General features: G+C 44.4%; 33 protein-coding genes and 2 pseudogenes. 1 reads left to right on the plus strand and 34 read right to left on the minus strand.

The annotated features are described in order from the left end of the window. Positions 1-44 precede the first annotated feature (44 nt). From ABI430_01325 to rpsS, 29 genes and pseudogenes are all read right to left on the minus strand, one after another. Positions 45-461 (minus strand): hypothetical protein, encoded by a 417-nt coding sequence (locus tag ABI430_01325; GenBank protein MEO8637524.1) that lies wholly within the window; start codon positions 459-461, stop codon positions 45-47. A 598-nt stretch (positions 462-1,059) separates the two neighbouring features. Further along, positions 1,060-1,662, minus strand: coding sequence for a nucleoside-diphosphate kinase (locus ABI430_01330; protein MEO8637525.1), 603 nt, complete (start codon positions 1,660-1,662; stop codon positions 1,060-1,062). A gap of 91 nt (positions 1,663-1,753) precedes the next feature. Next, positions 1,754-2,044 (minus strand): hypothetical protein, encoded by a 291-nt coding sequence (locus ABI430_01335; protein ID MEO8637526.1) that lies wholly within the window; start codon positions 2,042-2,044, stop codon positions 1,754-1,756. A gap of 25 nt (positions 2,045-2,069) precedes the next feature. Continuing rightward, positions 2,070-2,249 carry a hypothetical protein gene (locus tag ABI430_01340; GenBank protein ID MEO8637527.1) on the minus strand — a complete coding sequence of 60 codons (180 nt, stop codon included), beginning with the start codon at positions 2,247-2,249 and terminating at the stop codon, positions 2,070-2,072. Positions 2,250-2,321: 72 nt separating this feature from the next. Then, positions 2,322-2,519, minus strand: a pseudogene (locus ABI430_01345) (type II toxin-antitoxin system HicA family toxin). A 5-nt stretch (positions 2,520-2,524) separates the two neighbouring features. Beyond that, a complete protein-coding gene (locus ABI430_01350; GenBank protein MEO8637528.1) occupies positions 2,525-2,752 on the minus strand; it encodes a type II toxin-antitoxin system HicB family antitoxin in 228 nt (75 codons plus the stop codon). An 82-nt stretch (positions 2,753-2,834) separates the two neighbouring features. Further along, positions 2,835-5,615, minus strand: a complete 2,781-nt coding sequence (locus tag ABI430_01355) for a DUF87 domain-containing protein (GenBank protein MEO8637529.1) — start codon at positions 5,613-5,615, stop codon at positions 2,835-2,837. Between the two features lie 136 nt (positions 5,616-5,751). After that, positions 5,752-6,036 (minus strand): hypothetical protein, encoded by a 285-nt coding sequence (locus ABI430_01360; protein MEO8637530.1) that lies wholly within the window; start codon positions 6,034-6,036, stop codon positions 5,752-5,754. Between the two features lie 4 nt (positions 6,037-6,040). Continuing rightward, on the minus strand, positions 6,041-9,100 hold the full coding sequence (locus tag ABI430_01365; GenBank protein MEO8637531.1) for a hypothetical protein: 3,060 nt from the start codon (positions 9,098-9,100) through the stop codon (positions 6,041-6,043). Positions 9,101-9,204: 104 nt separating this feature from the next. Then, complete coding sequence (map, locus tag ABI430_01370) at positions 9,205-9,975, minus strand: type I methionyl aminopeptidase (GenBank protein ID MEO8637532.1); 771 nt, start codon at positions 9,973-9,975, stop codon at positions 9,205-9,207. A 115-nt stretch (positions 9,976-10,090) separates the two neighbouring features. Next, entirely contained in the window at positions 10,091-10,696 is a 606-nt protein-coding gene (locus ABI430_01375) for a nucleoside monophosphate kinase (GenBank protein ID MEO8637533.1), read from the minus strand. Between the two features lie 85 nt (positions 10,697-10,781). After that, positions 10,782-12,062 (minus strand): preprotein translocase subunit SecY, encoded by a 1,281-nt coding sequence (secY, locus tag ABI430_01380; GenBank protein ID MEO8637534.1) that lies wholly within the window; start codon positions 12,060-12,062, stop codon positions 10,782-10,784. A gap of 91 nt (positions 12,063-12,153) precedes the next feature. Beyond that, positions 12,154-12,594, minus strand: a complete 441-nt coding sequence (locus ABI430_01385; protein ID MEO8637535.1) for an uL15m family ribosomal protein — start codon at positions 12,592-12,594, stop codon at positions 12,154-12,156. An 87-nt stretch (positions 12,595-12,681) separates the two neighbouring features. Then, positions 12,682-13,269, minus strand: a complete 588-nt coding sequence (locus ABI430_01390) for a 30S ribosomal protein S5 (GenBank protein ID MEO8637536.1) — start codon at positions 13,267-13,269, stop codon at positions 12,682-12,684. 93 nt (positions 13,270-13,362) lie between these two features. Further along, positions 13,363-13,704, minus strand: a complete 342-nt coding sequence (gene rplR / locus ABI430_01395; protein ID MEO8637537.1) for a 50S ribosomal protein L18 — start codon at positions 13,702-13,704, stop codon at positions 13,363-13,365. A 126-nt stretch (positions 13,705-13,830) separates the two neighbouring features. Continuing rightward, a complete protein-coding gene (rplF, locus tag ABI430_01400) occupies positions 13,831-14,364 on the minus strand; it encodes a 50S ribosomal protein L6 (GenBank protein MEO8637538.1) in 534 nt (177 codons plus the stop codon). A gap of 90 nt (positions 14,365-14,454) precedes the next feature. Continuing rightward, the gene (gene rpsH / locus ABI430_01405; GenBank protein MEO8637539.1) at positions 14,455-14,841 is read right to left on the minus strand and encodes a 30S ribosomal protein S8; all 387 of its coding nucleotides are present in this window, start codon (positions 14,839-14,841) and stop codon (positions 14,455-14,457) included. An 87-nt stretch (positions 14,842-14,928) separates the two neighbouring features. Then, positions 14,929-15,114 (minus strand): type Z 30S ribosomal protein S14, encoded by a 186-nt coding sequence (locus ABI430_01410; GenBank protein ID MEO8637540.1) that lies wholly within the window; start codon positions 15,112-15,114, stop codon positions 14,929-14,931. Positions 15,115-15,496: 382 nt separating this feature from the next. Continuing rightward, a complete protein-coding gene (locus tag ABI430_01415; protein MEO8637541.1) occupies positions 15,497-16,228 on the minus strand; it encodes a hypothetical protein in 732 nt (243 codons plus the stop codon). Positions 16,229-16,340: 112 nt separating this feature from the next. Further along, positions 16,341-16,706, minus strand: coding sequence for a DUF4870 domain-containing protein (locus tag ABI430_01420; protein ID MEO8637542.1), 366 nt, complete (start codon positions 16,704-16,706; stop codon positions 16,341-16,343). Between the two features lie 244 nt (positions 16,707-16,950). Next, positions 16,951-17,553 (minus strand): 50S ribosomal protein L5, encoded by a 603-nt coding sequence (rplE, locus tag ABI430_01425; protein ID MEO8637543.1) that lies wholly within the window; start codon positions 17,551-17,553, stop codon positions 16,951-16,953. 109 nt (positions 17,554-17,662) lie between these two features. Then, positions 17,663-17,866, minus strand: a pseudogene (gene rplX, locus ABI430_01430) (50S ribosomal protein L24). Between the two features lie 95 nt (positions 17,867-17,961). Next, the gene (gene rplN, locus ABI430_01435) at positions 17,962-18,333 is read right to left on the minus strand and encodes a 50S ribosomal protein L14 (protein MEO8637544.1); all 372 of its coding nucleotides are present in this window, start codon (positions 18,331-18,333) and stop codon (positions 17,962-17,964) included. 91 nt (positions 18,334-18,424) lie between these two features. After that, positions 18,425-18,688, minus strand: coding sequence for a 30S ribosomal protein S17 (gene rpsQ / locus ABI430_01440; protein MEO8637545.1), 264 nt, complete (start codon positions 18,686-18,688; stop codon positions 18,425-18,427). Between the two features lie 84 nt (positions 18,689-18,772). Next, the gene (rpmC, locus tag ABI430_01445; protein MEO8637546.1) at positions 18,773-18,949 is read right to left on the minus strand and encodes a 50S ribosomal protein L29; all 177 of its coding nucleotides are present in this window, start codon (positions 18,947-18,949) and stop codon (positions 18,773-18,775) included. A 90-nt stretch (positions 18,950-19,039) separates the two neighbouring features. Further along, positions 19,040-19,456 (minus strand): 50S ribosomal protein L16, encoded by a 417-nt coding sequence (rplP, locus tag ABI430_01450; GenBank protein MEO8637547.1) that lies wholly within the window; start codon positions 19,454-19,456, stop codon positions 19,040-19,042. 91 nt (positions 19,457-19,547) lie between these two features. After that, complete coding sequence (rpsC, locus tag ABI430_01455; protein MEO8637548.1) at positions 19,548-20,216, minus strand: 30S ribosomal protein S3; 669 nt, start codon at positions 20,214-20,216, stop codon at positions 19,548-19,550. A gap of 10 nt (positions 20,217-20,226) precedes the next feature. Next, on the minus strand, positions 20,227-20,625 hold the full coding sequence (rplV, locus tag ABI430_01460; protein ID MEO8637549.1) for a 50S ribosomal protein L22: 399 nt from the start codon (positions 20,623-20,625) through the stop codon (positions 20,227-20,229). 92 nt (positions 20,626-20,717) lie between these two features. Beyond that, on the minus strand, positions 20,718-21,059 hold the full coding sequence (rpsS, locus tag ABI430_01465; protein ID MEO8637550.1) for a 30S ribosomal protein S19: 342 nt from the start codon (positions 21,057-21,059) through the stop codon (positions 20,718-20,720). A gap of 367 nt (positions 21,060-21,426) precedes the next feature. Here rpsS and ABI430_01470 point away from each other — a divergent pair, with 367 nt between their 5' ends. Then, positions 21,427-22,581, plus strand: coding sequence for an AIR synthase-related protein (locus ABI430_01470; GenBank protein MEO8637551.1), 1,155 nt, complete (start codon positions 21,427-21,429; stop codon positions 22,579-22,581). A gap of 887 nt (positions 22,582-23,468) precedes the next feature. On the opposite strand, the gene rplB is transcribed toward ABI430_01470, so the two are convergent. From rplB to ABI430_01495, 5 genes are all read right to left on the minus strand, one after another. Further along, a complete protein-coding gene (rplB, locus tag ABI430_01475; protein ID MEO8637552.1) occupies positions 23,469-24,311 on the minus strand; it encodes a 50S ribosomal protein L2 in 843 nt (280 codons plus the stop codon). 109 nt (positions 24,312-24,420) lie between these two features. Further along, positions 24,421-24,831 carry a 50S ribosomal protein L23 gene (gene rplW, locus ABI430_01480; GenBank protein MEO8637553.1) on the minus strand — a complete coding sequence of 137 codons (411 nt, stop codon included), beginning with the start codon at positions 24,829-24,831 and terminating at the stop codon, positions 24,421-24,423. Between the two features lie 75 nt (positions 24,832-24,906). Continuing rightward, complete coding sequence (gene rplD, locus ABI430_01485; GenBank protein MEO8637554.1) at positions 24,907-25,620, minus strand: 50S ribosomal protein L4; 714 nt, start codon at positions 25,618-25,620, stop codon at positions 24,907-24,909. Positions 25,621-25,703: 83 nt separating this feature from the next. After that, on the minus strand, positions 25,704-26,321 hold the full coding sequence (rplC, locus tag ABI430_01490) for a 50S ribosomal protein L3 (protein ID MEO8637555.1): 618 nt from the start codon (positions 26,319-26,321) through the stop codon (positions 25,704-25,706). Between the two features lie 220 nt (positions 26,322-26,541). Next, positions 26,542-26,994 (minus strand): hypothetical protein, encoded by a 453-nt coding sequence (locus ABI430_01495; protein ID MEO8637556.1) that lies wholly within the window; start codon positions 26,992-26,994, stop codon positions 26,542-26,544. Positions 26,995-26,999 lie beyond the last annotated feature (5 nt).

The raw sequence follows: 26,999 nt of genomic DNA on the forward strand, positions 1-26,999 counted from the left end.
TGACTTGAAAAATTGGATCCTGGTCAAATGTCACATGTTAATTGTCAATTGTTTTCAATTAAAATTTTCTCGTATTTCCTAAACACAAAATACAGATACCCTGAAAGTCCGCCAGCTATATCCATGAGGAGGTCAGATAGAGTATCAATTTCGTAATTTGAAACAATGAAGCTCTCCCCGAAAAGAAACTCGAAGAGTTCCCAGAGCACCCCAATTGTGAGAGCAAAAATCACAACCATGGCGAGGATTTGCGCAGACCGATTCGCCTTGAGATGAACATAGCCGGAAAAAAAGAAGAGCCAGAGAGAAGCAAGTGCTATCCAAACCCCGCCGAGATAGTGTACTACCTCATCATACCACCAAATTGACCAGTAAAGATAAAAAACTAAAGCCGAAAAATGCAATACCACGATGCAAACAATCAGAACAAAAATCTGCTTCAATAACGTTTCTCGAATCATTGATATATAGTAGCAGAAAATAGTATAGCGTGTAACCTGCCTACCCCGTTGAGCCTCTCCACTACTGGGTAACTCGTACCATCAGAAAAGATGTATAGAAGCTAAAAAATCCTCCATGAGGATTTTTTAGTAGGGTCATTTGAAAGTATTGCCCTAGTCAAAAACTAGGTGGATGCCCTCAATTGCACTAATCAGATGGCGTTTTACGGTCTTCATCATGGCGCAACAATTTGAGCTTCCTAAATATGCTTTAATCTAGATAATACTCCAAATAACCCTGCTCTCATTATAGACTCGTAAGAATGGAATGCAAGCTAAAATAGGTGTAAGGTTTTAGGTTTAAGGTGTAAGTAAATAAAATGAAAAAAATTAAAAATCCCAAGGGTAACCCTTGGGATTTTTAACCTAAAACCTAATTAATTCATGCCGACATTAAGAAATGTCGGCATCTCCCAATCTTGCCCACGAGTTCTCGAGTGGGTGCAAGATTGAGGATCCCGAGCGTGGCGAGGGACAGAAATTGTGCGCCGACATTAAGAAATGTCGGCATCCTCAATTTTTCATCCACGAATTAAAAATTCGTGGGAAAAATTGGGACCTACTTAAATATCCCCTTCAAATCCGTATCGTAGAGAATACTTTCTGGAGAGAGATGGTAATCAATGACTTCATCTTTGGAAAACCAGTGTTTGATTTCGTCCTCCGCTTCTTTGACCGAACCAGATGCGTGAATGAGGTTTCTTATTGCCCGGCCGTCTCTGTCCGCCATTTCGTACGAGTCCAAAACAAAGTCCCCACGGATTGTCCCGACATCAGACGAAAGAGGTTCAGTTCCTCCGGTGATTTTTCGGACAATTTTTACAGCGTGTGCTCCCTGCCAGACCATTGCGATGACAGGTCCAGAACTCATGTACTTTTTGAGTACGCTAATTACCTGCTCCGCAATCACTAAAGGATCTTCCGAAGGCGGTTTCAGGCCCTTATCCTTGTATCCTTTGATGGATTTCACTCCGACATTCATTTTCCATTGCGGGTCGAGATTGTAGTGCTTGTCTATATGCTCTCCCGATGGGGCAAGCATTTTAACAGCCACGAGCTTGAGTCCAATCTGCTCGTAGCGCTTAATTATTTCTCCGACCAAAGTTCTTTGGATTCCGTCGGGCTTGATGATTACTAGGGTTTTTTCGTTTTTGGGATGCATTTTTTTTATCGCTGAACTGACTCGGAACTCTAACACGGAACTAAACTGAACTTCTGTGACTTTCCGTGTTCTTCGTCCGTGTTGTTCTGTGTTAAGCCCGTAGGGCGTTGAATTCCCCGATAACTTCGTCTGCGCAATCGTCGATAATTTTTTGAAATTGCGGAAGAGCGATTTGGAGGAATGACCGTAGCTTATCCTTGTATTCTCCTTCTGTCATCTTCTCAAGTTCCGCCTTCTCCTCGTGCGAAAGCTCGTCCAACACTTTAATAAATATCTTATCCTGAACAATGTTTAGCACGGTGGCAATAAGTTCTTCTCTCTCCTCGGGGGTAAAGCCGGACAGATTGAGTCGGGGCTCGATTTTTTGTTTGAGCGGATTCATAACGTTAATGATTCGGCAATCAGTTTTAAGCCTCTCGCGTCTCTAGTATTTTTTGCAATCCTCCTTTCAAATCAGCAAATCGATCATAGCCTTTTTCCAATATCTCCGCATTAACTCCTCCTTGCATTTCCTTGACCCGCTCTAAAAGTGCTTTCGAAGATTCACCGCGCATCGCCCACTCTGGTTTAATTTGTCTCTCAAACATTATATAAATAATTACTTTCTACTTTGGTACAGTATACTATTCATCCTCAAGTTGTCCATTTGCCTTAAGCGATCATTTATCTTTTCCCCATATTGGAATGCCGAGATCTTTGCATATTTTCTTAGCTAAGAAAGTATTTATTTCGCTATGGCGAGGCAACGTTGAGGTCTTTTGATTTTTCGGATTCCAATATTATGAGTGGCGTTTTCCTTCGCGGAGTAAACGACAGCCACAGAACACAGCATAAGAAATCAAATCGCGACGTTTCATTGTGACTATGCCGGAACTTTCACATTCAAAAGTTCGCGGGAAATACCGCGCTTATTTCCGTTGTTTCCAATCTCTCTATTGGCTACCAACGTCAAAATCAGAGCCTCTTTCAAGTTATCATGCGCTTCCTTTCGTGTTTTGCCTTGAGTGTTAACACCCGGAATCTCCTCAATCCAAGCGCTAACCCACTTGCCCGTTTTTTTATACGCCGCTGTAAATTTTAAATCCACCATAATAGGGTCATTATATCAAATCAGACCAGAAAATCAACAAATACCAGAATTCTTTGTACAATAAACAGAGTGGGGTAAGAGACTACAAACTGCTCTCCGGCGGCTTTTTCTCGTACTTTCTCATAATTTCTTCCTCTACATCTGCCCTCTCTTTGCCGAACTTCAAGTATGAGAGTTCCTTCAATTTATCGACATTTTCTTTCTTGCCCGTGTCTGGCGACACGGTTTCAATATTAAAGGGCTTCACCGGCCGACCGTTGCTCAAAAGCTTGAGATAGGCGTTTCGGTTATCTATATTCATAAGGTCCTTCATTGAAAATACCGGAGAAAACTGCTTCTCCAAATATTCCGCGTCTTCCGCGCCGACACGAAATGCGGCAATGGAGCCCACGTTTCCAAAAACGGAATCTCGAATGCTCTCCTCAAGCTGGGCGATAAACTGATGCGCGATAATGAGCCCAAGCTTGTATTTCCTCGCCTCGGAGAGAATCGTCGAAATCGAATTTGTCGTAACATTCTGAAATTCATCAATGTAGAGATAAAAAGGAGGCAGATTTTTGTGGAACGAATCAACCCGAGAGAGCGCCGCCATCAAAATTTTGCCGACCAAAATGAGCCCCAAAAGATTGGCGTTGATTTCCCCTAAACGACCCTTTGCAAGGTTGACCAACAGAATTTTTTTCTCGTCCATTATCTGCCTGAAGTTAAAACTGGACTTTTCTTGAGCGATAATCGGCCGCATGATGTCATTCGAGAGAAACACGTCGAATTTCGAAGTGATGTACGGCACGATATTGGCGAGCGAGGCTTCCCCACCGGCTTTCTCCGCCACCTCTCTCCAAAATTGAACGACAATCGGATTCTTGCACCGCGAGAGCTTCAATTCCCTGAAACTTTTTTGCGCCAATACTCTCGAGACATCGAGAAGGGTGTTCCCGCTCTCCGGGTCTTCCATCGAAAGCAGAACTGCGTTTCTGAAATATTGTTCGAACATAGGACCTCCCGCCGTTTTCATATCGAAGAGCTTGTTGAAGATGGAGAGCATCTCGTTCACCACAAATGTTTTTTGCTCCGGAAATCTAATGTCGTACTCGAGCATGTTTAAAGCCATCGGGCGGGCGGTGTAGCTTGGGTCAAAATAGATGATGTCCTCGTATCTCTCTTTTGGCACCATGGCTAAGACATCCTGAATGTCGGAGCCGTGTGGGTCGATGAGGCAGACCCCCTCGCCATTCGCGATATCCTGGGCAATCATGTTTTTCAAGAGCGTCGTTTTTCCCGTACCAGTCTGGCCGATAGTATAGAAGTGCCGGAGACGGTCATCGGGTCCAATATAAATCGGAGTTTCTGTGTTCCTGTTTTTGTTTATCCCAAGAAGAATTCCGGTAGATGCGAGACCGATTGGAGCGGGAGCGCTCGCCGCTTTCGAGATTTTCAACTGTGGAGCCGATTTGATTTCAGTCGATGGCAAATGCATCATGGTGGTAAGCTCCTTCAGACTCAACGGAATTTTTTCATCCTCGTTATAGAGTCTGAAAGAAAAATCTTTAAGCAGTTTATTCAGTTTCCCCTTTTTGAGTTCTGTAAATGCAAGCCTGTTGCCGTGGCTGTTTTCAAACTGGTTGAACGCGGACTGCACGTCGCGCAAAATAGACAGCGCCCTCGATTCCTCTTTTGCGGAAGCGACGATACGAATGTTCGTAGCGACGATTGGACTTGCAATCTTGAGTTTGATATCTTCCACCACTAGTTCGTCTACATTTCTGAGTTCTTTCTGCTTTTCTTTCTCCTCCTTTTCCTTCTTATTGGTGAGATCTCTCGCAACCTCCTTGCCAAATTTAAAGACGTGCCCAAAGACTGTTTCAGGAAAATCTATGGCTTCTTTCACCTTAACGCCTTTCCCGATTCGCTCAAGCGCGTACTTGTATTTGGAAGTATACTCGTCCCCGACAGGCTTAAAGACAATCTGAATTGCCGCTCCCTCGCCGTCCCGCTCGATTTTAGAAAAGCTATTCAGAACCACGTTCAGAGGATCGTGGTCAAACTGGTCATATGTTTTGAGAGAAAAAATAGGATTCTTCGCTGACTCGGCGGACGAGCCGAGAGAGACCCCTCGACTGTCGAAAATGTTGTAGTCATCCTTTCGCTCGGAAATCCTAGCATTATGGAAAATAGAGAGAACCTGTTTTTCAAAAAGATCGCGCTTGGAGTCCGGCACCGCCGCGAAGAAAATAAATTCGTTACTGTGGTTTTCAACCGCGAGCTCAATGGTAAAGTAGTTTGGCCCCCTGTCACTTCTGTCGGACACGGAGAGCATACCTGCGTAAAATTGCTCCATTGAGGACACGAGCTCCTTGAGCGTCTTTGGATTTTCTTCCTTTGCCTTCTCCGGCAGAGTGATTTCGTAAAGAGTCATTTCGAGAGCGCGAAACAGCGGGTCTTTTTCTTTTATTCCTTTCACTTCAAATCCGGCCTTAATATATTGAACCAAAAAACGCTCGAAATCATCTTCAAGATGGGGACTCCCGAGCTCTTCGATGATTGAAAGAGTATTTTTAATGCCCTTTTCCTCGAGTATTCCGAGAAATTCACTCATCTTCTGGTCGTGCTCTTCGGGCGTGAGGTCAAGTACAATTTTCCCGCGCTCCTCCTTTGACATTTCAAATTGAGGGTGGAGAACCTCGCCTCCCGGAACTTGTTTATACTTTTGGACCTCTTCAGAAATGACCTGCTCCTTTGGTTTCTCGATGCCTTTTTCTTTGAGCTCTGATTCTCTTTTCGCTACTTCCCCGCGCAAAAAAGAAAGCTCCTCCTCGGGAGTGCTGAATTTCTTCTCAACGGCAGGGAAAGTAGATTCACTCATGTTGACTCCATTATATAGAGTTTAGCAAAAACCTACAATTCATCGGCAAATAAAAAGTGTAGCGTTTAACTTGTAACGTAAGAGGAGCAAATTCTTTTTTCTGACGCTACACGTTACACGTTTTACGTTACACATCTTAAAGCGACGTCCTCACTTCTTCGAGATTGAGTTTGTCTTTTTCCCTCTTCTCAAAAGCTGTTACTTCCTCAAGATTTTTCCTAATCTGCTTCAAGGCTTCGTTGTATCTCCCGCTAATTCCCGCCATAACTTCAAGATACAACCCCGCGTATGCAAGGTAAAAAGAAGCTTTCTCTTTTTTTGTCATTTCTCTGCCGAAAAATTCCGCCATCAAAGAAGCTGCCTCATCGTATTTTTCCTCCTCCAAGAGAGATTCAATTTTTTTTGTATCAAGCTCGTTCATAGATTTATTCTGGCAGGCCTTTTAATATAGTAATAATAAATCCTCTTTTTGCTTTACCTTCAAGAGTGCCGGGCAAATCTTTACCCACTTTCACGAGCAAATCCCTCACAGCTTTTCTTGCTTGGTCTCCTTTTCTTGATCCGGCCTTATTTCTTTCCAAATGACTCTTAAGAGCTTTTTGCAACTCTTCGACACTATTCGCCCCAAACGAGAAGTTTTTTAAAGCTTTGGTTATTTCGCCAGAAACTTTTCCGTCGACCGCATCGTCATTTCTCTTCTGCATCTCATCTTCATTTAATCCCTCAAGGAAATCGACACCCTCTTCGTCTTCCATTCTCTTCAACTCATCAAATTTCTCTTGAGCTTTGTCAGGGTCCATACCCGGACTCATGAGTTCCGCCAATTGGCTTTGGGCTTTCTCTATCGATATTTCCGAAATCCGCTTCCAAGAATCCAGACTCTCCAATAACGATATCCTAATCTGTTTTGTTTGGTTTTCAAATTCTGTCCTTATCTTTGCAAAATTTTCACCTTTCGCGAGAGCCGCGAGACTCGCGGTAATGTTGTCGCTCACCGTCTTCAATTTTGCAACAGTTTCATCATGCGAGGAAACCTCGTTTTGAAATTTGCCCCCGAAGCCGGGAATCCACTCGCGAAGAAACTTTTTGAATCCGACATATTTAAATTCTCCTTTTTTCTTTGTAAGCGACTCCTTTTCTCCCTGCAATAGTCCTATTTTGGCTGCAAGGTCGTCAACACTCTTATTGCCGACAAGCTGTATTATTGCGGCCTCGTTGGCTTTAATTTCGGCTTGATTCTTCTTAATAGTGTCGAGAATATCCGCAAGTCGAATAATCTCTTCTGGACTGTTTATGGACTTCGCATCAATTTCACCCTGAATCGCCTCGAGTTCTTCCGGAGTAAACTTACCTGAAACATTTTCAAAAAAGCCCTGAAATTCGCTCTTAAGCCCGCTTATAACTTTTTCTTTCTTGGTATACACCTCGAAAACTGACCGAATCTTGTCCGCGTCATCGTTTTCAATCCACTCCTCGCTTTCCGGATATTGAGCGAGGAAAAGTGGAAATTTGGCGTCATAATTTTGCATCTGCCGAATGCTCATCGCCAGTATTTCCGCGTTCGTAACGCGTGATAGTGTTGCTCCCCTCATCACTGCCTCGGGCTCTCGCGTTGGTTCAGTTTTCGGCGGCTCAGCTTTAGGCACAGGTTCAGTTTTCAGTGGCTCTTCGGCTTTTGACACAACTGGTTCTACCGGCTTTTCGACAGGTTTTGGTTCTTCAGGAGGTTCGGTCATCAATAGAGCCTCTCCCGCTGATGGAATTTCCTCATCGGCAGGTTTCAAAGCTTCAGCATCATTTTTTGGCTCTCCCTTTCCTTCAAGAATTCTCCATGCCTCCTCTGGTTTGAGAGAGTCAATCTCACTTTGTGTTTTACCCATTCCTATTAGTCGTTCCTGCATATCTCGAGTAATCATAAAGGGTATACCTGCGTCCGCAGAGGATACCTCTCTCTTTGCTGTGGAATTAGAAGACTCTGACGTCAACGCTTCAGGTTGAGCGGGTAGCTTTTCTTCAGAAGGTGACGCTGGCGGCTTTGGAGCTAGGCCCAGCTCTAGAATTAATTGCTCTTCTTGAGCCAATTCTTCGGGCGACTTCTGAGGCAACTTTTCTTCAGGCGGTTTTTGTTCCGCAACACCTTCCTCGCCTGGTGGCTTTAAAATGACTGGAGGGGTCACTTCGGGGACAACAGGAGCTGTGTCTTCAGGATTTGAAAGTGGAGCAATAGGTTCTGGTTTTTTAACACTTAGTTCGAGAGGTGTCAGATATTTGGCTTTCATGTATGCCTCTTCAAGCATGGAATATAAAGTTGGATTTTCTTCAATAATCCTTGCCGCTCTTTCCATAGTTTTATGAACATAGTCGTCAATATTTTCTTTTTTTTCTTTTGAGTCAGCTACTCCTGGTATGCTTTTTATTTCTTGAAAATTTTTATTTACTTCTGCCAAATTTCCTACCTCCTGGTCAGACTCCACAAATAACCTGCGAAGATAGCCTTTAACATTCCGATCAGAAAATAGCTTTATAAATGCGTCGAACGCGGAATATCTATACACTGGAGAAGTAGTTGATTTAACCTCTTCGAGTTTATCTTTGATACGTTCTACCGCAACACTGCCCGCAAGCTCAACATTGTTAAAGACAATAGACGGTTCTTTCTCAAGTCGTTCGTATAAGTCCTCAAAATTTCTAACAGGTTTAGAAGATTCTGTTCGAGCGGGCTCGACATTTGCGGGTTTAGATTCAGAAGCGCCTATGGGATTTGGAGGGATTTCCTCTTTTTTTGGAGGAGGCTCAGCTTTTGCCGTTGTCTCTGGCGGTAGTCCTCCGGCTATTTTTCCTCTCTTTTTTCCTCCTTTTTTCTTTTCTCCTTCCCCTTCTTCCCCTTCTTCCCCCTTGAATCTAGTTTGATTCTTCCCTTTTCTCTCTTTTTTCTCTTTTTTCTCATCTCCAGATTCTGCATCATTTTTCAACAAAGGGGCATCGGGCTTTTTCGGCGCCCCAAAAGATTCATCGGCAAGATGAGTAACAAGAGGAGCTTCGCCTCCCTTTTTTTCTTCTGTCCCTATTTTAGGTGTTGCCTTCGATACTTTTTCTCCCAAAAGTCTAAGCGAGTCAGATAAAGTGGTTTCTTTTTTTCCTTCGACAGGAATAGCTGAATCTTCAATCACACTCTTCTTAAATATCTCGTGCAATTCATTAGATGCCTTAATCAAACCTTCGTCCCCAGATTCAACTGCGATTTTAGCTCGCTTTTCAAAGAGGGCATCTGTATTTTCAATAACTGTTTTCCTTGGGTCTCCTACTTTTTTAGAAATTTCTGCCAACCGTTTAAGTATTTTCTCGTCCACTTTTCCAATATCTTTTTTTTGCGCTAGAGAGGCTTCCTTCTTTTCTTCAGGAGGTTTTTTGTCTTTGAATTTCGCCTCAAGCGCGTCTAGACCTTGAATTTTTTCAAACCCCGCATTTTCTTTGTCTTCTGCCATAGTAGTATCTATTTTACCTTTATTGTAGATAGTTTGTCCACCAATCGCTTCGAGCCTGTTTATACTCTACAGGTAGATTGCAAGCAGGCTCTTAGAATTTTGCGTTAGGGCTTTGTCAAAATTTCCGCATCGCCTTCCGTTATCAAAACTGTGTGCTCGAAGTGCGCGCTTCGGCTCCCATCGCGAGTGCGATAGGTGAAGCCGTCGTCATCGAGCATAATTTTTTCGCTCCCCATATTCACCATGGGTTCGATAGCAATCACCATGCCGGGAACTAATTCCTCTCCCTTTCCTTTTTCTCCAAAATTCGGCACATACGGGTCTTCATGCACTTTGTGTCCAACTCCGTGGCCGGAAAGCTCACGAACAATTCCAAAACCATAGGGCAGAATCGCAGATTGCACGGCAAAACCGATGTCGCCCACATGATTGCCCCTCTTCGCGGCTTTTATACCTGCATCGAGCGACTTTTTTGTAACAGTGAGAAGTTTTTTACTCTCCTTGCCGATTTTCCCGACGGCAATAGTTACTGCCATATCCGTAATGAGTCCATTGTGCATGAGTCCCAGGTCCAAGCTCACGATGTCACCCTCTTTTAAAATTTTAGGTTTTTCGTTTGGTATTCCGTGGACAATTTCATCATTTATTGAGACGCAGAGACTCGCGGGGTAGGGACGCTTTGCACCGTAGGGCTTAAATTGTAAAAAAGCGGGAGTATCCCCGCCTTCTGCAATCAATGTGTTTGCCAAATCATTGAGCTCGTTTGTCGCAATTCCCGAAGTAACACGGTTCGCGATTTCATTCAAAATAAGTGCGTGTCTTTTCCCGCCTTCTCGGAGTATCTCGATATCTTTTTTTGTTTTGATGGAAACCATTTTTAGAATAGATGAGGTATGTTAGTTAGTAAGTAAGTTAGTAAGTTAGTAAGTTAGTAAGTTAGTAAGTTAGTAAGTTAGTAAGTTAGTATACTAGCGAATCGATTTTAATTTACTAACTCACTAATTTACTATTTATCTTTTGCACAACCTCCCTATGTACCTCCTCAATCGACTGCTTACCGTCAATGGAAAAGAAATTATACGCAACATTTGTCTTAAAAAAGTTCACTGACTCCATCACATTTTTATCAAACCACTGAAGTCGTGCGGTGATAGATTTTTTGTCGTCATCATTGCGTCCTCGCTCAAGAAGACGGTTTTGTGCCTCTTCATTTGGAATATCAATAAGAAATATGTAGGGCTTAGCCACTTTATAAAATTTGAGAGCAGAATCAAGCATGAAAGCTTCGTGCAACCTTCGGCATACTCCATCAAGAATAATATGCTCTTCCCCGGTAAAATTTTTTATCAAATAGTCACTCCACAGCCATATAGGAAAAAACTCAGGCCAAAGCCCTCCCTGCGCCATAACTTCTTTAATAATTTTACTCGTGGAAGTGGATGAAGAATCCACAAACTCACGGCCCATTCTACCCGTCTCAATATAAAGAACGTCGCGATTATCTTTTTCTTTAAAATACTTCGCGAGAAGTTGAGCTTGAGTTCCTTTTCCCGAACCTGCTCTTCCGAAAAAGAGAACTGTTTTTTGTGAAGTCATTTTATTCACGTATCTTGTAACGTGTAACGTCTGAGAAAGAGATTTCTTTTTCTTACGTTACACGTTTTGCGTTACATGTCTTTATCTAGTACTCGCGCATCGAGACCTGCCCTTCGATTTTCTTTACGAAATCCAAGACCACCGAAACGGCAATCAAAAGCGCGGTACCTCCGATAGCTAATGTTGGGTCTCCACTTGCGCCCTGCATAATAAAAGGCATGACAGCGATAACTGCGAGGAAAAGAGCGCCGACCAACGTGATTCTGGTAACCACTTTTCCGATGTATTCCGATGTCGACCCTCCCGGCCTTACTCCCGGAACAAAAGCTCCGTTTTTTTGCAGGTTCGTTGAAATGGTAACTGGGTCAAAAGTGACTGCAGTGTAAAAGTAGGTAAAAATAAATACCAAAATGAAATAGATACTATTATGAAACCAAGGATTTTCCAAGAACGCTAATCCGGATTTGGCAAAAGAAATTATTTGTTCATTTTTCACACCACTCGCAAAAAAATTTAAAATCATCTGCGGGAAAAGCAAAATGGAAAGCGCGAAGATGATTGGGATCACCCCTGCCTGATTGACTCGCAAAGGCAAGTAAGTGGAAATACCGCCATATACTTTCATCCCTCGAACTCGTTTAGCATATGTTACAGGAATAGGACGTTCGGCTTCTGTGATAGCAACGACAGCAACAACAACTAAAATTGCAACAATTAAAAAACCGAGTAATTTAGGAATAACTGACGGATCGAGAGTAGGATAAACATACTTAAAAATCAGTTGGCTCGCAACCTGGGGCACTCGCGCAACAATTCCCGCGAAGATGATGAGCGATGTGCCGTTCCCTATGCCGTATTCCGTAATGAGCTCCCCAATCCACATCAAGAGCACCGACCCGCCGGTAATGACGAAGATGTTGATAACGAAATCAAATGTAGCCAGAGGATCTATCACCCCTTGCTTTTGTAACAGGACGAGAAATCCGTACGCCTGAATCGCGGCTAAAACGACGCTCATCCTTCTTGATAATTGCGCGAACTTCATCCTTCCTGCTTCCCCCTCCTCGTGGTAAAGTGCCTTCAATTTCGGTGACATCATGGTCAAAAGTTGCATGATAATCGAGGCGGTGATGTAAGGACCCACTCCGAGCATGACAATAGAGAGTGTCGCGAGACCAGAACCCGAGAAAACGTTCAAAAGGCCGAAGAATTGATTATTGGAAAAAAAACCTTCTAGTCGCAGAGGATCCACTCCGGGAATTGGTATCGCCGCGAGCAATCGGAAAATCACCAAACCAAAAAGCACGAACAGAAGTTTCTTCCGCAACATCTTGTCATGTAATAAGAGTAGGATTTTTTCTTTCATTTTGTTTCACTGAACTGACTCGGAACCTTGACACGGAACTAAACTGAACTTTCTGTGTGTTTTCCGTGTTCTTCGTCCGTGCTATTCCGTGTTATTTTATCGTTCCGCCGGCTTTCTCAATCTTCGCCTTCGCGCTCGCGGACACTGCGCAACCGATTACCATAATTTTCTTTGTAAGTTCCCCATCGCCTAGAATTTTGAAAGACGAGCTCAATCCTTTTTCAGCGCTCACTATGCCCGAGGATGCAAGGCTCGCCGGAGTCACTTCGCTTCCGTCTGCAAAATACTTCTCAATCGTCTCGAGATTGACTGGGATAGATTTAGGACGGAAACTCTTGCCCCCTCCCACTCCTCGACCGCGAAGTTTGGGAAGTTTTTTAATGAGATCCCGAAGCTCTGGACGTTTTTTTCTTCCCGCCCTCGCGTTCTGACCTTTCGTCCCCCTTCCGGAAGTCTTGCCTCTCTTTCCTCCGCGTCCAACGGACATCTTTCTTTTTTGCTGGGTATTTCTTTGTAAGGTGTTTGATTGCATGTTATTAAATCATGTAACGTGTAGCATGTAACGTGTAACGTAAGAAAGAAAATTCTTTTTCTTACTTTACATGTTAAACGTTTTGCGTTACACCTTCTTTATATTCTCTCTAAGTTTCCCGAGCGCACGTATTGCCACTTCAGCATTGTTGAGCTTGTTCTTGCTTCTCGAGAAAATCTTAGCCGTCACGTCGGTTACTCCACCAAGCTCAAGCACATTACGAACCGAGCTTCCGGCAATCAGTCCCTTTCCCGGAGCAGGTCTTATCTCAACTCTTGAACTCGTAAATTTGGCATCCACTTCATGCGCGATTGACCGAGAAGTGGTGAGGGGAATCTGTATCATATTTTTCTTTGCATTCTTCAATGCTTTGTCGATTGCAATCGAGGTGTCTCCTGCCTTGCCGGTTCCAACTCCCACTCGGCCTTTACGGTCGCCCGCAACCAAGGCCACGCTAAAGCTGAAGCGCCTTCCCCCCGAAGCCACTCTCGTGACACGGCGAATACTCACGATTTGTTGGTCAAATTCGGGCTTAACTCTCGGAGCGCGCTCAAAACCCCTTCTCGGGTTCTTTTTTTGGTCGCGATTGCCCATCCTCGGCCGTCTCTCATCAGTCGCATGAACTGGCACGGCTGGCGCAACAGAGTTGGTATTTTTTTGTGTAGTAGTATCCATATTTTTATCACTGAACCGATTCGGAACCTCGACACGGAACTCCACTGAACTTCTGTGCATTTCCGTGTTCTTCGTCCGTGTGGCTTCCGTGTTTTAAAATTTAAGTCCCCCTTCCCTCGCTCCTTCCGCAACCGCTTTTACTTTCCCTGTATAAATAAAACCTGCCCGATCAAACACCGCTTTTCCGATTTTCTTCTCCTTGGCCTTCTTTGCGATTGTCTTCCCTACTTCTTTTGCCTTTTCCAACGTTGTGCCCTTTCCTATTTCTCCCGAGTTCGATTGGGCTAGTGTCGCTCCTTTGTCATCATCCACAAGCTGGGCATAGATATATTTGTTGGAGCGGTACACGACAAGCCGAGGAGCTTCCCCCGTTCCTTTGACCTTTGCGCGGATTCTTCGGTGTCGTCGTATTCTTTTGTCTTGTTTGGTATTCATATTCATCATATAACATGTAGCCTGTAACCTGTCCTAAACCCGTCCGACGTGTCGGACTAGGGTAACGTCTGAGAAAGATCTTTCTTTTTCTTACGTTACACGTTACACGTTTTGCGTTACATGCCCCTACGCCGCTTTCTTCCCCTGCTTTCTCCGAATCACTTCATCGAACCCTCGTATGCCCTTTCCCTTATAGGGCTCCGGCAATTTCTGCGCTCTGACTTTCGCAACAAACTGGCCGACCAATTCTTTATCGATACCGGAAACAGTAATTATATTCTTTTCGGCCGTAACTTTTAAGCCCTGTGGGATTTTCAATGTTACCTGATGAGAGAAACCGAGACTCATGACTAAATCGCTCCCCTTGACCTCCGATTTGAACCCGATGCCCTCCACGATAAGTTTTTTTTGAAACTCCTTATTCACTCCCTCAATCATACTCACGATTTCGGAGGCATACGTTCCCCAAAGCTTTAATGACTCTGTATCCTGCTCTCGGGGAGCTAACGTGACGTGGTCATTCTCGCTCACGACCAAAATACGCTCGCTTAATTGGCGGGAGATTTCTCCTAATGGCCCTTTTACGGTAACCTTGCCGTCATTCATTGCAACGGAAGTCTTGGGTGGAACCATAATATTTTGTTTTCCAATTCGTGACATTTTTTTATCGCTGAACTGACTCGGAACCTGTACACGGAACTCCACTGAACTTCTGTGACTTTCCGTGTTCTTCGTCCGTGTTGTTCTGTGTTACCAAATTTTAAACAACGCCTCGCCTCCAACTTTTTCTTTTCGAGCTTGTCTTTCCGAGAGAATCCCGCGGGACGTCGATAGAATCAATCTGCCCAAGCCCGATTTTACGGAATGAAGCTCGCTAGCGCCGTAATAAATTCTCTTTGATGGCATTGAAACTCGCTCCACTCCCCTTATCTTTGGAGTTTTGCCCTCGTACAAAAGAGTGATTTCGATAGACTTATTGATTTTTTTTCCTTTCTTCGCTTGGGCTTTGATAAAACCCTCCTTTTCCAAAACATCGGTAATCGCATTTTTAAACTTCGAGTACGGCAAAACCACGGTCTCCTTTCCGGCTTCTCCGGCATTCTTTATTTGGGTGATGAAATTGGCAATTGGGTCCATTTTAATAGCTTAAAGCTTTTAGCTATTAGCTGAGAGCTTTTAATATCCTTTCCTAAAAGCTAACACCTAACAGCTAACAGCTATTTTCTACCATGACGATTTCTTGATTCCCGGAATCATTCCTTCGTTGGCGAATTCCCGAAAACAAATACGGCAGAGGTCAAAATCTCTCATAAACCCTCTCTTTCTCCCGCATCGAAAACATCTCCTCACTATTCTTGAGGAAAATTTTGGCTTCTTTTTTGACCGAGCTATGACAGATGTTTTTGCCATTTTATTTCACTGAACTGACTCGGAACCTCAACACGGAACTAAACTGAACTTTCTGTGCCTTTCCGTGTTCTTCGTCCGTGTAGCTTCCGTGCTATTTACTTAAAAAACAGCTCAAAAGAGCGTAGAAAATAGCTTACCATAGCCATTCGCAAAGTCAACGGCCACTCGCAGTCTCTTTTGAGAGCGAGCTTCAATAATTGAAAATAGTAGTCGCCTCACTACGAAAAACGCATGAGTCGCCCCGCTCCTGCCGCCAGATGCGTTTTTCTACTCGGCTTCTCTATTTTCAAATTATTTCCCGCAATGCTCTCAAAAAGAGATCGGCTCGCTAAATTGTTTAAGAAAATTAAACAACCTATGTCAAGGACGGTCCTGCCGAAGGCTATTTCATTTCATACTCCTCGTAGAGTTCCCGAGCTTTTTGCTCATAATGGCCAACTAATTGAGGACCGTTTTCTTTTAGCCACTTAGAAGAAACACTGTCCAGTAATTTTTTAGCTTCTATCTCCTTTTTTAGATATTCTTCTCCTTTCCAAAAGGTACCAACATCAATCTGGGCAATGTATCCAGACGATGCATAGCCATAGTTATGGTCCCAATTAAACGTATCCTCGGTAACGCCCCTTTCCCACATTCTGGCAATAAAATTCATTACGTCATCGATAACTCTTTTTGCACCCTCAATATCATCTGCACCAATAAGTTTTTTAATCCGGTCACCTACTAATTCTACTTTCTCCTGCAATATAAATTGAAGCTCGCGGGTATTATATTCCTTACCATCAAGGGTCACCTTTTCTATCAGCGAAGGACTACTCTTCTCTAAATGTAAGTAAACGAGAGCGGTTTCCTGTCGGAAATCATGAAATGCTAATTTATAGCTTTTCTCACTATTATCTACCAACTCTTGAGTTACTCTATCTGGGTCGAGGCCCCATGCAATAAACTGCTGTTTACCCTCATCCAAAGTTTTAAAAGTCTTTAGGACATATTTGCCATCTTCACTTACAAATGCCCGTGTTTGGAAACCTTCATGAAGATATGAAAATGGCGCCGATAAAATTTCTTCGATGTTTGGCGACTCCGGTATTTCTTCCATGCGAGGCAATTCCATATGAGAAATATACCAGAAATTGAAAAAAATAGAATACGCCTTGCAAAAAGCCCCGCGGAGCGGGGCTTTTTCTGATTGAAAATTACTTTAACTTTTCGCTCGAATGTATCGATTAAAAATTGAATTTGCTTGCATATTTACCGATGAGAGGTAATTCTTTCTTTTTTCCTGAAAGAACGTTCACTATCCCTAAAATTACCATTACAACGTTGAAAAGAAGGAGCAATCCTCCAACAATCCATCCTAGAATCGGAATAATGCCGATAGCCATTCCTACCACAAATGAAATGATGAGAACTAGCCCCTGCTTGATATGGAATTTCACAAACGGATCATTCTTCCCGTCAGTGAGAAATGGAATAATAATAAGAATACCGAGATAGCAAAACACTGCCATTGCATTCCCCCCACTTCCCATCTGTGGAGCTGGAGAATTTTGCTGAGTAGCATTTGGAATATTTGGAGTTTGCTGATCCATAATTGATTTTTATTAAATGATTAATTCTGCTTGATAACAGCTTTACAATAGCACTTCTGTGGTTTTTTGCATGTGCATAACTTTGGAGGAGTCGGATTTCCAAAGGGACTCTTTTAGAACCCCAAAGAGTCCCTTTGGAAATGAGAACAATCCTCTCCTTAGGAGTTTAACCCCTACGGAGAACGACCCTTCCGGGTCTGATTTTCTAGCACCTAACACCTAAAACCTTACACCTATTAGTCGCCTACTTCGCTTCCACCTTCGGCTTTCGAGACCGCTTTGCGTCTTTTTTTGCAGGTTTTTTCATTTCCTCATTCCTTTTGAACGGGAAATTCAAATATTCAAAAAATGTTTTGGCTTGTTCGCGCGAATTGGCCGAAGTTACCACAGTAACGGCAAGACCGAAGACGTCTTTGAGCTCTTCATCGGCGGTTTCAGGAAAAATAGTATGCTCTTTGATGCCAATAGTGATATTTCCTACGTCGTCTATTGACCGCACGGAAATGCCTCGAAAGTCTTTGGTCCGTGGAAGCGAAACATTCAAAAGCTTATCCAAAAATCCTCTCATGCGGTCGCCTCGCAAGGTTACCTGATAACCCGAAGTGTCCCCCTGGCGAACCTTAAATGACGCGATAGATTTCTTCGCTCCTTTTGTTACAATTTTCTGGCCAGTGATTTTCGTCAGCCGGTCTGCCACCAATTCGATTTTCTTCTTGTCCTTGATAGACCCCACACCGGCCGAAACCACCACTTTCAAAACTCTCGGCACTTGCATAACGTTTTTCAACCCCAATTTTTCTTTGAGGGTCGCGAATGCTTTTGTTTCTTTTTCTTTTAGGGTATTCATAAAATTACACTGAACCGACTCGGAACCTCAACACGGAACTAAACTGAACTTTCTGTGCCTTTCCGTGTTCTTCGTCCGTGTGGCTTCCGTGCTACTCCTCTGTTTTCTTAACATTCGACACATGAATCGGATAGGCTTTATTTATAATTTCTCCCTTTTGGCCGCTCTTTCTTGGCTTCATGTGTTTTTTCTTCATATTCACGCCTTCAATAAGCACCAGGTCTTCCCGCGGAAATGCCTTGGTCACTTTGCCAGACTTGCCTTTGTCCTTGCCTGTCAACACTATTACTTTGTCGTCTTTTTTTATTTTCATTTTATTTCACTGAACTGACTCGGAACCTCAACACGGAACTCCCGCTGAACTTCTGTGCCTTTCCGTGTGCTTCGTCCGTGTGTCTTCCGTGTTATTTACACGATCTCCGGCGCCAATGACGCGATTTTCTGAAAACCGAACTCCGCGATTTCTCGTGGAATCGGTCCAAAAACTCTTCCCGCAATCGGTTCACGCTTGCCTTTTTCCAGTATCACCACGGCATTTTCGTCAAAGCGAATGTAGGAACCGTCTTTTCTCCTGAACGCATTTCTTTGTCGCACCACAACCGCGTGAAGCACATCTTTTTTCTTGGTCATTTTTCGCGGTTCAGCTTTTTGAACGGAAAGAACGACTATTTCACCGATTTCCGCGTACCGTTTCTTGGAACTGCCGAGCACCTTGAAAATTCTGCCGATTTTTCCTCCGGAGTTGTCCGCAATTTTTACGATGGAACGTGGTTGAATCATGATATTGCACTGAACTGACTCGGAACCTTAACACGGAACTCCCACTGAACTTCTGTGCCTTTCCGTGTTCTTCGTCCGTGTGGCTTCCGTGTTATATTACTCTAAAATGCTTATTCTTCGACAGCGGCCGGCATTCTACAATGGTTACTTTCTCGCCTTCTTTCTTCGTGTTGCCTGGATCGTGGGCCAAAAATTTCTTGCTTCTTTTTATGAATTTCCCGTATTTAGGCGCCTTCTTAAACTGTTCAACTCGAACAGCAATCGTGTCTTTCATTTTGGTGGATACCACAAGACCGGTGAGCTGCTTTGGTTTGCTTTTTGTTTCTTTTTCTTTTGTTTGAATTTGAGTTTCCATATTTTTTATCACTGAACTGACTCGGAACCTCAACACGGAACTCCCGCTGAACTTTCCGTGTTCTTCGTCCGTGTGGCTTCCGTGCTATCTCGCATTCACCTCCGTCAGTATCCTCGCGATATCTTTCCTCAATCCCTTCCCTTCCTTTACATTCTTCTGCTTGCTCCCGGCCATGGCAAATCGAAAATTTCGAAGCGCCTCTCTTTTTTCATCGAGAAGCTTCACCAATTCCTCTTCCTTTTTGTCTTTTATGTCTTTCATTTTTTTACACTGAACTGACTCGGAACCTCAACACGGAACTAAACTGAACTTCTGTGCCTTTCCGTGTTCTTCGTCCGTGTGGCTTCCGTGTTATCTCGAAACAATCTTGCTCCTAATCGGCAATTTCGTGCCGGCTTTTCGAAGCGCCTCTTTCGCGTCCGCTTCCGTAATTCCGTCAATTTCAAACAAGATTCTTCCCGGTTTGACTTGGAAGCTGTATCCCTGCGGGTCTCCTTTTCCCTTGCCCATACCCACCTCCGCTGGCTTTGCAGTATACGGCATATCGGGAAAAATGCGAATCCAAATCTTTCCGACCTTGCCCACAAAACGGGACATGACTTTTCTCGCCGATTCAATCTGGTTTGAAGTCACTCTTCCTGCAGTTTGCGCTTTCAAGCCGTAGGAGCCAAAGGAAAGGGCGATGCCTCTGGTCTCAACCAGGGGTTTGTTGGCATTCCTCCTCATCGTATGCCACTTTCTGTGTTTAACTTTTTTGGGTAACAACATATATGTATCACTGAACCGACTCGGAACCTCAACGCGGAACTCTCACTGAACTTCTGTGCCTTTCCGTGTTCTTCGTCCGTGCTATTCCGTGCTATTTCTTTTCCTTATCAAAGACTTCTCCTCTATAAATCCACACCTTGATGCCGATGTCTCCATAGGTCATGTGCGCTTTTTCCCTCGCGAAATCAATGTCAGACCTGAAGGTTTGAAGCGGAATCTGACCTTTCTTTATTTCCTCGCTCCTTGCCATGTCAGCTCCTCCAAGGCGTCCCCCAAGATAAATCTTCACTCCCTTCACATCTCGGTTCGCCATGACTTTCTCAATCATCTGTTTTACTACGCGCCTGAAAGGCATTCTCTTTTCAAGTCCTTCGGCAATCATATATGCCACAATAGCCGCATTCGATTCTGGCGAGCGGACCTCTTCAATATCGAGTTTCAATTCCGGTGGAAGTGCGAGTTTGAGCCTTCCCATTTCTTTCAAGACCTGCGTTCGCAGGCGTTGAGCCCCATCTCCGCCCTTGCCGATAATCATTCCGGGCCGAGAAGTTTTCAAGATGAGCCGAAGTGATTTTTCGCTTCGCTCCATTTCAATGGAGCTTACGTAGAATCCTCGAAGCTTTTCCTGCAAAAATTCTCGAATCAGAATGTCGCACTTTAGAAACTCTTTATAACGCTTGTGACCCACGCCAAACCAGCGACTTTTCCAGTCTCTTAAAATTCCTAGTCTATGGGCATAAGGATGGACAACGTGACTCATGGGTTAGGTGTTAGCTTTTAGCTATTAGCTGTTTAGCTTCTTTCTTTTTCGGATTTCGTGCTTCGGATTTCGAATTTACAATTGTTTTTTCTTCCAAAACAATTGTGATGTGACTCGTTCTTTTTTTTATCTGAAATGCCGTACCCCTGGCTCTCGGCATTCTTCGCTTCAATACCGCTCCCGGGTTCACCTGAATGTCCTTAATAAAAAGAAAATCCGAACTGACGTCGGAATTATTTTTTGCGTTGGCGAGGGCGGAATCAATGAGCTTCTTAATTGGTTGTGCGGCATCCTTTGTCATAAAATTCAACACCGAAAGAGCTTGGGAAACCTTTTTTCCCTTAACAAAATTTGCAACCAAGCGGACCTTCCGCGGTGACTGTCTGTAATCGTTGAGTGATGCTTTCATGTTTTTTTCACTGAACCGACTCGGAACCTTAACACGGAACTCCCGCTGAACTTCTGTGCCTTTCCGTGTTCTTCGTCCGTGTTACTTCCGTGTTATTTCTTCTCCGCCGTAACCGCCTTCGCCGACTGGGCTCCTGCGATTTCGGCCTCTTTCTTTTTCATTTCAAGCTCTTTCTGCATCTTTCCTCCGTGTCGCAGGAACTTGCGAGTGAGGGAAAATTCGCCCAAACGGTGTCCGACCATGTCTTCAGTAACCAGAACCTCAACGTGATCCCTGCCGTTATGAACTCCAAACTTGAATCCGACCATCTCGGGCGCAATCTGGCTCGCCCTCGCCCACGTTTTAATCACCCCAGCTTGTTCTGGCTTCTTTCCGGAAATCTTCTTCATGAGAATCTCCGAAACATATGGACCTTTGGCGACAGAGCGTGTCATGATAATTACACTGAACTGAATCGGAACCTTAACACGGAACTCTCACTGAACTTCTGTGCCTTTCCGTGTTTTTCGTCTGTGTGACTTCCGTGATTTAACTTCCTGAATAAAAAAGCCCCTAAAAACACCTTCTGACAAAGTGTTTCGGGCACTCATTCATAAAATGAATGATTTAGCCTTCTACAGAGCTTGATTTAGAATGTTACCAGATAGCACACATTTGTCAAAGCGAGGAGACAGCACTAGATTTTGGAGCCAGATTCTAAGGGCAAGACTTGCATTTCGAGACTTCGTTGATATTTATGTATAGTGTGCTAAAGTCACCGAAGAGTTAGACAAAACCAAAACAGACACGGAAAGCTCAACTATGAAAACACGGAAAAGCAGACCGGACTTGTACGCCGTGGATGGCGTCAACATCAAAGCTGGAGACTCGTTCAGTGCAATCTGCGGAGAAATCTGCCGATCGACTTACGAACTTTCTCCATGGGTAACCGTGGAAGACATGTCTCAAGGACATTTTCGAGGCCCAAGAGGCTTTCGATTCAAATCTGATGGCACCACCTTTCAAATGGGAGCCGCAGATGGAATTGGGACAAAAGTCATTTTGATTGATTCGGCGGGCGTTCATCTTGAAGGCGCCGCCAACTTGATTGCGATGACTTTCGGTGACATCACCCGGTACGGTGGATTGCCACTCGTCTTCATGAATGTTCTGGACGCTTCTTCCATTGGAGAATTGGTGACCAAGAGGTTCTCCAGTTTCGTTCATCTCATGAAGGGGCTCGGCGATCTGGCACATGTTCATAAATTCGTTCTACTGGGGGGAGAAACAGCAGAACTTGGCGTATGCGTCGGATCAGAAAATCCGGAAGCAACGACCAAATTTAACTGGGCAGGATTCGCGTTGGGCATCGGCCGCCAAGATCGAATGATTACTGGAGAGGGACTCCGACCTGGACAAATTGTAATCGCTCTTCGAGAACATGGGTTCAGGTCAAACGGCATTAGCGCCGTCAGAAAGGCGTTGGCTCTCAAATTTGGACATGAGTGGTACTACAACGGAGAGGCGAGCAAAGCAATCAACGCCGCGGCCGCCCCTTCAATCATCTACGATACTTTTCTGGCAACCGCTAACGGCTGGGACAAATGGGGCCGCTACATTCCAATGCACTACATCGCCCATCTTTCCGGTGGCGCAATTCAATCGAAGTTTGGCGAAGATGGACTGTTCCCACGAGGGCTCTCCGCTGACCTACCGAAGCTTTGGACACCTCCTCGCATCATGCGAGACTGCGCGCGCTGGAGAGGCTTCAATGATGAGGACTGTTACACCACATGGAATGGTGGGCAAGGCGCTTTGGTTGTCGTTGACGAGAAAGACCAGCACCGTTTCATCGCATTGGCAAAAGGATTCGGCATCGGAGCAAAACCTGCCGGCACAATCGTAAGGCGCAGGAAGCCTTCAATTCGGATCAAATCGCAGTTCACCGGCAAAACGTTCGAGCTCAATCCCGACTGATACGCTCGTCCTCCATCAACCACCCGCACCTCAATATGCCGGTGGTTTTTTCTTTTCCCAATTACAAAAAACTGCCAGGAGGCAGTGCAACTATGTCCACCTGCCACGTTGACACACCATCCAATGGTTTTTTTCTTTTCATAAACAACTGCCAAAAAAATTTTTAAATTAAATTATCAGAAATATTGCCATCTTCTTAGTTTTACTTTGACTTTACATATGAGATAATGAAAAAAGAAAAAAATATGAAACGAAAATTACACCCTTCTGCTCTTTACGATCCGAAGCGCCAGCATTTTTGGCACACGGAACCTGCAGATCTTCCCAATCCAAATTGGGAGGTATTGCGCTCTCCAGAATTCCAAGCTAGGGGTCGGGCACTCATGCGAGAGTTGTCCTCAAAAAAACCACCTGAGTCGGCCCATGCTTCTCGTTGAATTCTAAAACCACTTTCGGCAAGCGCGACAGTGGTTTTTTATTTGTACCAAAAACTACCTCACGGCATTTTCTTCAGACGTCGGAGTGAGACACTTCATTTTTAGAACATTCGCAGGTACTTTTGCATGGTTTGCCTCTTGGCAAAAAAGTGCCGATCTTAGTCGAAAGAGCGAGCAATAAATTTTCAAGAACACCCGCCCGTTCCGAATCGTTACGTTCGGGCGGGTTGCGGAGCTTCGCCAGCAGGTCTGTCAATGACTCTGAGTATTCTTATGCGAGGAGCTCTTGACAGTGGCGAGGCGAGTGAGGAGCGAATACATGGAGCTCCGCAAGACTTTTTCAGCTCGATTCAGAGAGAGCGAAAAAGTGGACAGTTCCTGTAAGGAATAGGAAAAGCCGGCGCTGGCCGGCTTTATCCGTGTTCTTGAAAATTTGATTGTGAGTGATATTTATCGTTGCTTCCCAACCCTTCTCCTTGAAACAATAAGACGATTTGAGTATTTTTTGGCTCGGCGGGATTTCTGGCCTTTACCGACGGGCTTGCCCCAGCGGGTTTTAGCGCGACGCGTGCCACGGCCCTGCCTTCCTTCTCCTCCTCCGTATGGGTGGTCAACGGGATTCTGGGCGGTTCCTCGAACAGTTGGTCGGATACCGAGCCAGCGAGAACGTCCGGCTTTTCCAATGTTTACAAGACGGTTTTCATCATTTGAAACGGAGCCCACAGAAGCGAAACAATTTTCACTTACTTTTCGAATTTCAGTCGAGGGCATTTTGAGGTGGGCCTCGCCTCCGTCTATCGCCACTACTTCCACAAAGTTTCCCGCCGCCCGCGCAATCTTGGCGCCTCCCGAGGGCTTCAACTCCACGTTATACACGAACGTACCGACAGGAATATTTTTAAGTGGAAGTCTGTTGCCCGGCTTTACGGCAACTTTTTCTCCGGATTCAATCACGTCTCCGACTTTGAGCCCCATGGGAATCAGTGCGTACCTTTTGTCTCCATCAGTGTAGCCAATGAGGGCAATGAATCCGGATCGGTTCGGGTCATACTCTACCGTCAAAACTTTTGCGGGCACGCCGATTTTCGTATAGGTAAAATCAACATCTCGGAACACCCTCTTGTGTCCGCCTCCTTTGTGTCGAGTGGTAAGCCTCCCTTGGCTATTCCTTCCCACTGGTCTTCGAAATCCGGCAGTCAAAGGCTTGTGTGGCTCGGACACAGTTAAAAAACTTCCGTAAGAAACAGTGGTCATGTGCCGTCGTGATTTTGATGTGGGCTTGTAGGATTTCATCTTAGTTTGTAAGTTAATAAGTTCAGCTCGCTGACTCGCTTTTAAGTTTGTAAGTTTTTTCTTCTCTTTAACTTAGAAACTTGAGCGGAGCGTAACTTATAAACTTCATTTAGACTAACTCTATTTTGTCTCCTTCCTTTAATCTCACATACGCTTTCTTGCCTCCAGAGCGCATTCCAAGCTTTCCGCGGTTAAATGTTTTCTTTCTCGGGATTTTGACGATATGCGCTTGGATTGGTGTCACTCCGTAAATTCTAGCCACATCATCCATAACATTTTTTTTGTTTGCAAGAGCCGAAACATCAAACGTATAGAAGCCCTTCTCGGCAATGCTTGAAGCTTTCTCCGTAATTCGAGGCCTCAAAATTACCGATGGACGGCTTCCCGAAGGAACGATTCGCTCTTTTTTCGGTTCTCCCTCTGCAAGTACGACGCTTTTTTCCTGCTTGGCAACGCCCTTCTTTGCCTTTTTGAGAGGCTCATCGGTTTTCTTATTCTTTTTGAAGTTAAATAATGCCATTGTTTTGAATAGGTTTAAGGTTTTAGGTGTAAGGTGTCAGTCCTTGTATTTTGCTAAAACCTAACACCTAACAGCTTACACCTTTCCCTTAATTTTCTCCGCTTTCCTTTTCTGGTTTCTTAACGCCTTCTGCTTCCCTTCCATCACCTTCAAAAATTCATCAGGGAACGCTACGCCCAAATATTTATATTTGAGAAGTTTCAAAGGATTAAGGTTTTCTTGGGCGTCAACTTCCATACTGCCGATATTGCCGAAGGCCCTTTGCATTCTCAACATTTTTTCTTTCGGAGCAAGGAGGTAGAGAGCATTTTTTGGTTTTTTTGAAATTTTTTCGAAATTGGGAATGGTTGAAAGAGTTTTCAAAACGCCGATAGCGTGTTTTGTTTTTGCCTCTGGCAACAATATTTCATCTATAAAAATTATTTCTCCCTGCTTCTGCTTCTTTGAAAGAATCGTGAAAAGCGCTTTGGATTTCATTTTCTTGTTCACTTTTCTCTCGAAATTTTTGTCATTTCTCGGGCCATGCGTTACTCCTCCTCCAACCCACAGTGGTGAGCGGATAGAGCCGTGCCTTGCCCGCCCAGTCCCTTTCTGTTGCCAGGGCTTCTTGCCTCCTCCACTCACGTCGCCCCGATTTTTAGTGTGAGCGATAGGATGCCGTGCACTAGACATCATGGAAACAACAACTTGGTGCACCAAATCTCCATTCCATGGCAAGCCGAAGACAGCTTCCGGCAATGTAATCTTGTCTGTCTCTTCTCCTTTTTGGTTGTAGACGTTTGATTCCATGAATAATAGTTATAAAGTGGAAAGTTATAAGGTTATAAAGTTTTTTCTGAATTTCTTATCTCCTACTTTATAACTTTATGACTTTAAAAACCTTTAACTTCTAAAAGCGTTCCTCTTCGTCCCGGCACTGCTCCTCCTATATAAATCTCGTTATTTTCAGCATCAATTTTGACCACTTTCAAATTCTTGACGCTCACCTTGTCTCCTCCCATACGTCCCGCCATTCGTATTCCCTTTGCCACTCGGCCTCCGGCGCGCCCGCCTCCTCCTCCGATTGCTCCCGGCTCTCTTTCAGAGTGTTTCTGTCCGTGAGTTCGCGACCCTCCGGCAAATCCATGTCGCTTCACTACTCCTTGAAAACCTTTTCCTTTACTTACTCCGGTCACCGTCACGATGTCTCCTTCTTGAAAAACTGTCACATTAATTTTGTCTCCTAACGCAAATTTCGTATCTTGCACTCTGAATTCTTTAAGAAATTTGAAATTGCCCAACTCTTTAATATGACCGCGAATCGGCTTATTGATTTTATTTTTATTTCTCTCTCCATATCCGACTTGGACTGCTTCATATCCATCCGTATCGTTTTTCTTAACTTGCGTTACAACTGATGGCGTTGCAGACACTAAAGTAGCCGGAAAAACTGTCCCCTCCGCGTTAAAGACTTGGGTCATGCCCTTTTTTGTTCCTAAGAGAAATTTCATTGCTTTTTTGAACACAGTGTCCGCCTCCGCATAAAGCTTCGGCGAGATAAACTGGCGGTTCCTGTTTCGGCTTCGCCCGACCGCTTCTGCGGTTTAGGGTCACGACATCCATTCTGTAAACAGTGATTAGAAGCCTATCAAATAAGCTTTTTTTTGTCAAAAAAAACCGAACCAGATGATTACTCCTAGTTCGGGCGATTAAGGGAAAAAAGAGCTGGATTCAAAGAACTTTGGGTACTCGAAGACGATACCTGCTTTGTGGCTTTTCTTCAAAACCAAGAGCCGTGAAGATTCGTTTCATTTCCTCGTCCTGTACCCACACACCACCTTCATAGTACGCAATGCCGTGTAGGTGGAAATTCATGAGTTCCTGGACGATACGCATGCCGACGGAGAGAATATTTAAACCGTCGTTAATCACAAAATGACGAATATCGCCACAGGTAAAGTTTAGGCCTGCGACTATGATGAGAACGCCCATGCCCACAACCCTTTCATTATGATTCCAAGCAACGACAACCACCACTTCCCGCATTCGTTCGAGAAGATGTTCTCGACTGACAGGCATTGCTTCAGAATGTTGTTTTTTCAACAAGTCGTTTAGGTCGCCAACCACCTTGTGCGTGACTTTATTGGGTCGAAGACGCTCTACCACGATTTCTCCGGTCAACATAGACT

This window comes from Candidatus Taylorbacteria bacterium (assembly GCA_039934295.1).
In the GTDB taxonomy this organism is placed as follows: Bacteria; Patescibacteriota; Minisyncoccia; order Phycocordibacterales; family HO2-43-120; genus HO2-43-120.